We start from the raw sequence: 10,760 nt of genomic DNA, 5'->3' as shown, positions 1-10,760 counted from the left end.
TTTTGAAATCATAGACAAATAATTATCAATTTTTTTGATGAATGATTAAGTCTGCTTTTCATGTTTCTGTCTGGCAGGATTAATCAGTACTACGATTAAAAACCATCCTTAAAGCTGAAGGTGGTCCTTTAAAAAACTTTTAAGAAATCTATTCATTGAGAAATAATTGCTCCTGAAAATAAAAAGATCTTCTGAAAAGTTCGTCAATTTTGATTGATAGGTATGTTCCTTTGAATGGATATCAAATTTTCAAGCCGGAAATTCAAATGGAAAGATGCAGAAGTTGAAAAAAAATGAGTTAATTTGAATGATATTTCATTAAGTTGAACTTTTTAAGCAGTCTCAATCTATTGCTGAAAAGTCTTTGACAGACTTAGATATTGGAATTGTAGTTTCCGGAACCTTTTAAAAATGAAAAAATTATATATTCTCCTGCCCATTTTTATCGTATTCTGCCATCTGCCGGTTAAGGCTCAATTTTTCAATAAATTATTGGGTATACATTACCAGAATGGGTATGTAGTTCTTAAAAACGGCGATACATTGAAAGGGAAGATATTGTTTAACAATGGATATGAAAATTATCAGTTTCTTGAATTCAAAGATAGTTTAAAGAATAAAGCTACTACCTACCAGCCTCAGGAGGTGAGATTCTTTTCAATTGACAGTCTGGATTTTTATCCTAAAAAATGGGGAAACCGTAGCGTTTTTATGTGCCTTCTGCTGAACGATAGTCTAAAAGTGTTTTTATATCGTTACTATATGACATCGGGGAATAGAAGCGGTACAGAGACTTCTTACTTTTTCGAAAAACCTTCCAGGGAATTTCTTCAGGTATTTTGGAATCAATCCTATCCTTTCCAGTTGAAGGCTGCTGAATTTTTCAGTGATTGTCCTGAATTATCAGAAAAAATAAGGAACGGGAAATATACTATTGATGATTTATTCCTGGTTGCTAAAGAATACAATAAATGGTTAAGAACCCGTCAGTCAACAAAGTGAATGATACTGCCTTTAGGATAAAAAAAGCAAAACCATGTGCAGGAATGGGCAGGTCAATATCACCCCAAATAGATTTAGCAATCATGCAAAAATGTAGTATCTTTGTCCATTGAAATGATTACTACTAACTTCATCTATGCAAGAATACTTTACGATTCCTTCACATTTTGGCCTAAATATAAAAACAAAAGGCGTATTCATAAAATTATAATTTAATATTCTATTTTATATCAATTATTTATGAAAAATATCAGACCACAAAGGCGGTCGAATTCATCAACCCGTTTTGACAAACCTTTTGGAAAATCAAAGGGGACATTTCGTCCTGAAGAAAATTCAGGGAAACCTGCTTATGTGAAAAACAAATATAAAGGTTCGGGAGAACGTCATTATTCAAGCCATACTGATGAAGAGCGGGAAGGGAATAAAAGTTACCCACGGGATTCTTTTCATCACGAAAACAAACGGGAAGGTTTTAACAAAGACAGAAAACCGGGATCAAGCCGTTATGGAAGCAATTACAAAGGTTCAGGTTCGGGGGGACGTTATTCTGGCAATGCTGGTGAAGAGAGGGATGAAAAAGGAGGTTTCAAACAGGATTCTTTTCATCATGAAAACAAACGGGATGGTTTTTACAAAGACAGAAAACCGGGACAGAATCGCTATGGCAATAATTACAGGGGTTCTGGAGAACATCCTTATTCGGGAAAAAGAGACAATGAAGGTGTAGAAGGCTTTGAAAAGCATACTTCGCAGCATCCTTACAAGGAAGGGTATAGAAAGGGCAATTGGCAAAGGAATTCTTACGGAAAGAATCAATATAATAAGGAAGAGAACACCTTCCATAAGGAAGAAGATTCAGAGCAGAGAAGTAATTATAGCCGTCCTTATAAAAAAGAAGAGCCGGGATTCAGGAAGTCCTATAGAGACCAGGATAAATTTTCAAGTAAGGAGAAGTACGACGGAAATCGAAAGCCCTATAATCCTGATTTCAAGAAAAACCCATATAGCAAGAAAAAGCAGCTGGAATACAAGCAGGAACATCCTGAGAAGGAATGGCCTATGAGGCTTAACCGCTTTATTGCCAATGCCGGTATATGTTCCAGACGTGAAGCCGATGAACTTATTGTTTCCGGTTTGGTGTCGGTAAACGGAGAAATAATCACCCGACTGGGTACCAAAGTTAAACAGGATGATGAGGTTCGTTATAACGGCGAAAGAATTAAGAGCGAAAAGAAAGTTTATATCTTGCTCAATAAGCCCAAAGACTATATAACCACGGTTGAAGATGCTCATGCAAAGCGGACTGTACTTGACCTGGTTCAGGGAGCTTGCAAGGAAAGGGTTTATCCGGTTGGCCGTCTTGACCGTAATACCACGGGTGTGCTTTTATTGACCAATGACGGGGATCTGACCAAGAAACTTACTCATCCTTCATTTAACAAAAAGAAAGTATACCTTGCTTATCTGGACAGGCCGCTTACAGCTGCCGATCTGATGAAGATCGCCGATGGGGTTACCCTCGAAGATGGTTTCGTTCAACCTGATGCCGTGAGTTATGTTGATGATAAGAGCAAAAATCAGATAGGTATTGAAATCCATTCAGGGAAAAATCATATTGTCCGCCGTATATTCGAATCTTTGGGCTATGATGTGACCAAACTGGACCGGGTGATGTTTGCAGGTTTGACCAAAAAGGGACTGCAGCGCGGCCAATGGCGTTTTCTTAGCGAAAAGGAAGTGGTTGTCCTGAAAATGGGATCTTACGAATAAGCAAACTCAGGCAAAAAAATGACACATAAGTCAGGATTCGTTAATATTATCGGTAACCCCAATGTGGGTAAATCGACGATCATGAACAATTTTGTGGGTGAGAAGCTTTCGATCATCACTTCTAAAGCACAGACCACAAGGCACAGGATCATGGGAATAGTGAACGGCGAGGATTATCAGATCGTCTATTCCGATACCCCGGGAATTCTCAAACCCAGTTATAAACTTCAGGAAACTATGATGAAGTTTGTGGGTTCTGCATTTGTCGACGCCGATTTGATTATTTATGTTACCGATGTGGTGGAACAGGTTGGCAAGAACCATGAGTATATTGAGAAGCTCAAAAGTACAGAGGTCCCTGTGTTTCTGCTGATCAATAAAATTGATTTGAGCAGCCAGCCTGCTGTTGAAAAATTAGTAGAAAACTGGAAGGAGATGCTTCCCAAGGCTACCATTTACCCTGTGTCGGCCTTGACAGATTTCAATCTCGATGTAGTGAAAAATGCGATCATCGATGCGCTTCCCGAAGGCCCCGCCTATTATCCCAAGGATGCAATGACCGACCGTTCGGAACGGTTCTTCGTGACTGAAATTATCCGTGAAAAGATTTTATTGAATTACCGGCAGGAAATACCTTATTCCGTTGAAGTTGCTGTAGAGTCTTTTAAAGAGGAGGAAGATATCATTAAAATCAGTTCCATTATATATGTAATGCGGGAGAGCCAGAAAGGGATTATTATTGGGAACAAAGGAGCTGCCCTAAAGAAGGTGGGGACGGAAGCCCGGAAAGATATAGAAGCATTTTTCGGGAAAAAAGTTTTCCTGAAAATGTTTGTCAAAGTAAGCAAGGATTGGCGTGATGATGAGAGATCCCTTCAGCGCTTTGGTTATAATCCTGCTGAATGATCTCAATTAATAATATTAAGAACTTAAGTAATAGATGGGCAATATTGTAGCTATAGTAGGACGGCCAAATGTCGGGAAGTCTACTCTTTTTAACCGCATGGTAGGTGGCAGAAAGGCCATTGTTGATGAAGTGTCCGGCGTTACCCGCGACCGCAATTATGATAAGTGTGAATGGAATGGTCAGGAATTTTCTGTGATAGATACCGGTGGATATACCATAAATTCTGATGATATCTTTGAGAAGGAGATCAGGAAGCAGGTATTACTGGCTATAGAAGAAGCTGATGTCATTATTTTCGTGGTGGATGTCCGTGGAGGAATCACGGACTTGGATGAAGCAGTTGCGGATATCCTTCGTAAATCGGGAAAGAAAGTGATACTTACAGCCAACAAGGTTGATAACAATGAACTGGGATACGAAAGCCATGAATTTTATAAATTTGGTTTGGGTGAAGTTTATACCATTTCTGCAATTACCGGTGGGGGTACGGGCGATTTGCTTGATGAAGTCGTAAGTCTTTTTCCTGAACCTAAACCAAGACCGGAGGAAGAAGAAGAAATTCCTAAATTCGCTATTGTTGGGCGGCCAAATGTTGGAAAATCTTCATTGCTTAATGCATTAATAGGGGAAGACAGGCATATAGTTACTTCAATTGCAGGTACTACAAGGGATTCAATATATACCCGGTACAACAAATATAATTTCGACTTCTACCTGGTCGATACGGCCGGTTTGAGGAAAAAAGGCAAGGTGAATGAAGATATTGAGTTTTATTCTGTCATGCGGGCTGTCCGCACGATTGAAAATTCGGATGTCTGCCTTTTACTGATTGATGCTACCCAGGGTATTGAAGCCCAGGATATGAACATTTTTAACCTCATCCGGAAAAATAAAAAAGGAGTGGTGCTTCTTGCCAATAAATGGGATCTTATAGAAAAGGACAATCACAGCCTCGAAGACTATACCCAGGCTATTCTCCAACGGTTGGCCCCTTTCAATGATGTACCCGTTATTTTTACTTCGGCCATTACAAAGCAGCGGATTCAGAAAGTATTGGAAGAAGCTGTTGCCGTTTATGAGAACCGCAAGAAACGGATATCCACTTCAAAGCTCAATGAAGTCATGCTCGCGGCTATTCATAGTAATGAACCGCCCATGGTAAAAGGCAAGCAGATTAAAATAAAATTTGTGATGCAGTTGCCTACGGCTACCCCGTCATTCGCCTTTTTCTGTAATCATCCGCAATATCTGCGCGATCCTTACAAACGTTATCTTGAAAACAGGCTTAGGGAAGCTTTCAATTTTAAGGGAGTGCCTATACAAATTTATTTCAGGCAAAAGTGATATTAATTTTTTCTTGTTTTGATGTAAGATAAATTGCAGTAAATTCGTTTTTCTAATATTGATATTTTCATTGTATAAGGTAGCCGGAAATCGATAAAATTTAAATTCACAGATATGGTAGGTAATACTATATTTAAAAGGAAGATTTTTCCTAAAAAGTTGATCGTTTTACTGCTTGTTGCAGGTGCCATAGTTTATTCCTGCGACAAATTAGAGACTTATCCTCCTGTGCCAGAGATTCATTTTAAGAATTTTACGATTATTGACAGTGCTACCGATTATTATCAGAAGAAAGGGGTGCTTGCTATTGATTTTGTAGATGGCGACGGAGATTTGGGCCTGGATACTGCCAGTACAGTTGATTCGCTGAATGCCGATGTTTTTATTAAACTGCAGAAAAAGATAAATGGCCAGTATATAACGGATACTTCAAAGTATAATTATATCATGCCTTATATGGAAAAGACCGGCCAGAACAAAACACTTAAGGGTACCATCAAAATAAAGTTTGAATACACCAAGGCATTTATTAATCAGTATGATACTATCCGTTACTATTTTTATATTGTTGACAGGGCCAAACACCACAGTAATACCGATACTACCAGCGATATTGGCTTAAAGTAATTAAATATTCTTCTTTATTAGCCTGTCAATGTGAACTAAGGAAATTGATATTCCTTTTTAATCCTGAATATTTTGTCCTTTTGATGGCAGATTTAGAAAAAAGTTCCAAGAATTTATTTTCGCTAAGATTTTCCCAATCCTTTTTTGAAAGATTTAATAATTCCGTAACTGGAATGAATTCCGGTTCGTGATGAGGTTTGGCTTTTTTATTCCAGGGGCAGGCTTCCTGGCAGGCATCGCAGCCAAAAATCCATGGGGATATCTTTCCCTTCCATTTTTCGGGGATCTTATCTTTTAATTCAATGGTCAAATAGGAAATGCATTTTCTGGCATCTATCACATAAGGTTCCGTAATTGCCCCGGTCGGACAGGCGTCCATGCAACGGGTACAGGTCCCGCAATGATTGTTTACAGGCTGGTCGTATTCCAGTTCCAGGTCTATGATTAATTCACCAATAAAGAAGAAAGATCCGTGCCTGGGGTTAATCAGGTTCGTATTTTTCCCTATCCATCCCAGGCCTGATTTCCTTGCCCATGCCCTTTCCAGCACCGGGGCCGAATCTACAAATACTCTTCCGTTTACTTTGGTTACATGGGTATTGATGAAAGACATTAAACTGAAGATTTTATTTTTTACTACCTGGTGATAGTCTGTTCCATAGGCATACCTGGCGATTTTAAAGGAATCCGGATTAAATTGAAGGGTTGGTGGAAAATAATTATAAAGTAGAGAAATTACAGATAATGAGTTTTCAACCAGTAACCGGGGATCAAGCCTTTTATCCGGATAATTTTCCATATAATGCATTTCTCCATGCATGTTATTGCTTAACCACTTTTTTATCCAGGCTTCGTCTTCCTTTAAGAAGCAGACTTTTGAAATTCCGGTTGCTAAAAAGCCAAGGCGGTTGGCCTCGGCTTTGATCAGATCGGTATATGTTTTTGTGTCGGACAAACCTTTATTTTTTAGCTTTCACATCCGGTTTTTGATACATAAGCTTATAAATTTGTTTTCTCTTGGTGAAGTAAACCGTAATAATTATCGCTGTTCCTGAAATAATCAGGCCAAAAGCGAATAATCCGTACCTGACGTTGCTAAGCCCCTCTCCAATGGCATGAGCGCTGTCAATAGCAATTACAAAAGCTACAACAATAAACAGGCACGCTAAAAGTATCATTAAAATATCCCTTAAAACCAAAATCTTTTTTCTTAATTTTACTTTTTTCCTAACCAGGGCATCTATTTCCATAATGATAATTTTTAAAAGATTAGTCATTGCAAATTTAATCTTTATTTTGTAAGAAATAGTTTGAAGGGCAGAATTATCCTAAAATTCATATAAATTTAACAATAGGCCTGAGAGTTGCTAAAATATTGCCTTAAAGGGAATTTCATTCTTAACATTTTCTTAATATGAAATTAAAAAAGAGAATGAATGAATGTTTACTTTTGAAAAAAAATAGAATAGAATATGTTCGGATTAAGTATAGGGTTGACCATATTGTTAATCGTTTGTTTATTGGCTGCCTGTTCTTTTGAATTTATTAACGGATTTCACGATACGGCCAATGCTGTGGCCACTGTTATTTATACCAATACCTTAAAACCTGATGTGGCAGTTATGTGGTCAGGTTTATGCAATTTTGTTGGGGTTAACGTGGGTGGCATTGCCGTGGCAATTGGGATAATCAATCTTTTACCTGTCGAGGCTCTGGTTGATCAGAATATTTATCATGCCGTTTCTATGATATTGGCATTGATTCTTACTTCTGTCATCTGGAATTTAGGTACCTGGTATTTTGGTATTCCCTGTTCAAGTTCACATGCTTTGATTGGTTCCATTTTTGGGGTGGGTCTGGCATTTATGATGTTGCCCGGTAGTTCCACGGTGGCTTTAAACTGGCATAAAGCCGCTGATACAGGACTTTCGTTGTTGATTTCGCCCATTTTAGGCTTTGGCCTGGCTATGTTTCTGATGTACCTGTTAAAATTGCTGGTAAAAAATAAGGCCTTGTTTAAAGCACCTTCAGAAAAAAAACATCCGCCCTTATGGATACGTGGAATTCTTGTTACAACCTGCAGCCTGGTTAGTTTTTCCCATGGTTCGAACGATGGTCAAAAAGGGGTGGGCTTGATCATGATTATATTAATAGGTATTATCCCCGCACATTTTGCATTAGACCGGCATCAGGATCCCCGGAATTTATTGTCTAAAGCATGCGCTGTCGAAACAGTATTCCAGAAGGTCGATTCCACCAAACTTCCGGCAGCCTCCCGTGCAGCATTTGTTAAAATGGACAAAAGGCTGGATACCATCAAATACAATCTGGCTAATTTGAAAAATTTTGATCAGATGCCTTCCAACAAACATTTTATGATGAGAAAAGATATTTTGCTGGTGGCCAAAACAACTGAAAATATTTTTCTTAAAGAGGGAATAGCCCTACCTGCGGGAATTACGCAAAAAGATGCAAGTACTTTACGTGCCAATGTTAAGGGCATGAGGGCTTTTACTGAATATTCGCCCTGGTGGGTCATATTAATGATTTCAACATCCCTGGGCCTTGGAACCATGGTGGGTTGGAAAAGAATTGTGGTAACCATAGGCGAAAAAATCGGTAAGACACATTTGACCTATGCCCAGGGTGCCACAGCTGAAGTGGTGGCTGCAGCAACCATCGGAGCATCCACTTTATTCGGCCTGCCGGTTAGCACCACCCATGTTTTATCCTCAGGCGTAGCCGGAAGTATGGTTGCCGGCGGTGGAATGAAAAATCTTCAGATGAAAACAATAACCAATATAGCCATTGCCTGGCTTATTACTTTGCCCGTTACTACTTTAATGTCGGGTACTCTTTTCCTTATATTTCGCTTAATATTTGTTTGATAAGATTTCTTCAGATAATAAAAGGTTAATAAAAGTTCTTTTAAAAAAATTAATATATTTGCCCTTCAATTTTTAACTGAGCTAATTTTTAATTATCTATAAAACCACGAAAAGATGCAAAATAAAGGAGCCGTCAAATTTTTTGCGATTACGCTGGTGTTGGTATGTTTATTCCAATTATCCTTTACGCTGGTCACAAAATTTGTTGAAAAAGATGCAAGGGACTTTGCCAAAGGAAATCCGGCAAAAGAAGCTGCTTATCTTGATTCAATATCCGGAGAAGTAGTTTATAACATTGGTGTTAAAAAATACACCTACAAGGAATGTAAGGAAAGAGAGTTGAATTTAGGTTTGGACCTCAAGGGAGGTATGAACGTTACTCTTGAAATTTCTTTGCCAGACTTGATCCGGTCCATGTCAGATTATAGTACTGATTCCACATTTAATAAGGCAATAGCCAATGCAAAAGAGATGGAAAAAAGCAGCACAAAAGATTTTGTGACACTTTTTGCTGAGTCTTTCAAAAAAGTTGATCCCAATGCACGGTTGGCTGCCATATTCAGTACCCCGGAATTAAAAGATAAAATCAATTTCAATTCTACCGATGCTCAGGTTTTAGCCGTTATTCGTAAGGAAACTTCTAATGCCATCGACAATTCCTTTAATATTTTAAGGAGTAGAATTGACCGTTTCGGTGTGGTTCAACCCAACATTCAGAAATTACAGAATACAGGGCGTATCCTGGTTGAGTTGCCGGGTATAAAAGATCCTGAACGTGTAAGGAAACTTCTTCAGGGGTCTGCCAATCTGGAGTTCTGGGAAACTTACGAGAATTCCGATATATATAAATTCCTGCTGGATGCCAACAACCGTATCAGTGACATGAAAGGTGCCATTGCACTTCCTGATTCGCTTAAAGGTGATTCTACAAAACATAAAGGCGCAAAAGCAGCAGTAGCTGCCAAGAAAGGTGCTGCCGGTGAATCTGCTTTACTGCAAAAAATTCAAAAAGATACTTCTGCAAAAGATAGCGGAAAAGGCAGTAAAAAAGCTCTTGCCGCAGGAAGCCGCATGGATCAGTATCCGTTATTCTCTGTACTTCGTCCTAATGTGACCAGGGATAATCAACTTATTCCGGGTGATATTGTGGGTATGGCCCATTACAAGGATACTGCAAAAGTAAATTACTATTTACATCTTCCTCAGGTTGCAGCCTTATTCCCCAAAGATTTGAAATTCTACTGGAGTGTTAAACCTCCCCGTTATGATAAAAGTCAGAGTTATTATGAATTACATGCTATAAAGATTACTACCCGTGACGGCCGTGCTCCTATGGACGGCAGCGTTGTGACCGATGCCCGTAAGGAATTTGGCCAGACCAAATCTACTGCTCAGGTTACTATGGCCATGAACGGTGAAGGATCCAGAATCTGGGCCCGCCTGACCAAAGAAAATATCGGTAAATGTATTGCTATTGTTCTTGATGGTTATGTATATTCTTCCCCAAGGGTTCAGTCGGAAATTAAAGGGGGCCGTTCTGAAATCACCGGCGATTTTACCATCAACGAGGCTGAAGATTTAGCCAATATTCTGAAATCAGGTAAGATGCCTGCTCCTGCCAAGATTGTCCAGGAAGCTGTAGTTGGCCCTTCATTGGGACGTGAATCCATCAATGCCGGTATGCTTTCATTTATTATCGGTTTCATCGGTGTACTTCTTTATATGTCCTTATATTATAACGGTGCCGGTCATGTCGCTGATATCGCTTTGATCGCCAACGTATTTTATCTCTTTGGCGTGCTTGCTTCCCTGGGTGCTGTTTTGACCTTGCCGGGTATTGCCGGTATGGTTCTGACACTGGCTATGGCGGTGGATGGCAACGTTATTATTTATGAACGAATGCGTGAAGAATGGCGGGAAGGTAAAGGACCCCGACTTATGGTCCAGGAAGGTTTCCAGCATGCTTATTCTTCCATCATCGATGGCCACGTTACAACAATTTTAACTGGTGTGGTTTTGTACATTTTCGGTTCTGGCCCTGTACAAGGTTTTGCAACTACCCTGATTGTTGGTCTGTTGCTGTCACTCTTCTCCTCTATATTCATCGCCCGCTTGATGTTCGAATGGCTGCTTGATCACAACAAGGAAATTACCCTGGGTAATAAATTTACCATCAATGCCCTGTCAAATGTTCACATTAATTTCATTGGCATCAGGAA

At 39.3% G+C, this 10,760-nt stretch carries 9 protein-coding genes; 7 read left to right on the top strand and 2 right to left on the bottom strand.

What is annotated here, in order from left to right:
* Positions 1-411 precede the first annotated feature (411 nt).
* The 5 genes from Q8907_07615 to Q8907_07595 all read left to right on the top strand — a co-directional run bounded on the left by Q8907_07615 (position 412) and on the right by Q8907_07595 (position 5,653).
* Positions 412-1,002 carry a hypothetical protein gene (locus Q8907_07615; protein MDP4274130.1) on the top strand — a complete coding sequence of 197 codons (591 nt, stop codon included), beginning with the start codon at positions 412-414 and terminating at the stop codon, positions 1,000-1,002.
* Positions 1,003-1,242: 240 nt separating this feature from the next.
* Positions 1,243-2,775, top strand: a complete 1,533-nt coding sequence (locus tag Q8907_07610) for a pseudouridine synthase (protein MDP4274129.1) — start codon at positions 1,243-1,245, stop codon at positions 2,773-2,775.
* An 18-nt stretch (positions 2,776-2,793) separates the two neighbouring features.
* Positions 2,794-3,681 carry a GTPase Era gene (era, locus tag Q8907_07605; GenBank protein ID MDP4274128.1) on the top strand — a complete coding sequence of 296 codons (888 nt, stop codon included), beginning with the start codon at positions 2,794-2,796 and terminating at the stop codon, positions 3,679-3,681.
* Positions 3,682-3,715: 34 nt separating this feature from the next.
* Positions 3,716-5,026 (top strand): ribosome biogenesis GTPase Der, encoded by a 1,311-nt coding sequence (gene der, locus Q8907_07600; GenBank protein ID MDP4274127.1) that lies wholly within the window; start codon positions 3,716-3,718, stop codon positions 5,024-5,026.
* Between the two features lie 114 nt (positions 5,027-5,140).
* Positions 5,141-5,653: a hypothetical protein gene (locus Q8907_07595; GenBank protein ID MDP4274126.1), complete on the top strand. Its 513-nt coding sequence runs from the start codon at positions 5,141-5,143 to the stop codon at positions 5,651-5,653.
* A 25-nt stretch (positions 5,654-5,678) separates the two neighbouring features.
* Here Q8907_07595 and queG read toward each other — a convergent pair whose 3' ends face one another.
* A complete protein-coding gene (gene queG / locus Q8907_07590) occupies positions 5,679-6,608 on the bottom strand; it encodes a tRNA epoxyqueuosine(34) reductase QueG (protein MDP4274125.1) in 930 nt (309 codons plus the stop codon).
* Positions 6,609-6,612: 4 nt separating this feature from the next.
* Complete coding sequence (locus Q8907_07585; GenBank protein MDP4274124.1) at positions 6,613-6,903, bottom strand: hypothetical protein; 291 nt, start codon at positions 6,901-6,903, stop codon at positions 6,613-6,615.
* Positions 6,904-7,125: 222 nt separating this feature from the next.
* Between Q8907_07585 and Q8907_07580 the strand changes: the two genes are divergently transcribed.
* Positions 7,126-8,541: an inorganic phosphate transporter gene (locus Q8907_07580; GenBank protein ID MDP4274123.1), complete on the top strand. Its 1,416-nt coding sequence runs from the start codon at positions 7,126-7,128 to the stop codon at positions 8,539-8,541.
* 114 nt (positions 8,542-8,655) lie between these two features.
* On the top strand, positions 8,656-10,760 hold a 2,105-nt coding region (gene secD / locus Q8907_07575; protein ID MDP4274122.1), incomplete at its 3' end, for a protein translocase subunit SecD.

The organism is Bacteroidota bacterium (genome assembly GCA_030706565.1).
Lineage (GTDB): Bacteria > Bacteroidota > Bacteroidia > Bacteroidales > JAUZOH01 > JAUZOH01.
The sequence above is the reverse complement of the archived record's forward strand: the minus strand, read 5'-3'. Positions and strand labels throughout refer to the sequence as shown.

What these genes read in the sequence shown, in the direction of transcription:
- Q8907_07615 (MDP4274130.1), top strand. Translation starts at nt 412, where the DNA reads ATGAAAAAATTATATATTCTCCTGCCCATTTTTATCGTATTCTGCCAT.
- Q8907_07610 (MDP4274129.1), top strand. Translation starts at nt 1,243, where the DNA reads ATGAAAAATATCAGACCACAAAGGCGGTCGAATTCATCAACCCGTTTT.
- era (MDP4274128.1), top strand. Translation starts at nt 2,794, where the DNA reads ATGACACATAAGTCAGGATTCGTTAATATTATCGGTAACCCCAATGTG.
- der (MDP4274127.1), top strand. Translation starts at nt 3,716, where the DNA reads ATGGGCAATATTGTAGCTATAGTAGGACGGCCAAATGTCGGGAAGTCT.
- Q8907_07595 (MDP4274126.1), top strand. Translation starts at nt 5,141, where the DNA reads ATGGTAGGTAATACTATATTTAAAAGGAAGATTTTTCCTAAAAAGTTG.
- Q8907_07585 (MDP4274124.1), bottom strand. Translation starts at nt 6,903, where the DNA reads ATGGAAATAGATGCCCTGGTTAGGAAAAAAGTAAAATTAAGAAAAAAG.
- Q8907_07580 (MDP4274123.1), top strand. Translation starts at nt 7,126, where the DNA reads ATGTTCGGATTAAGTATAGGGTTGACCATATTGTTAATCGTTTGTTTA.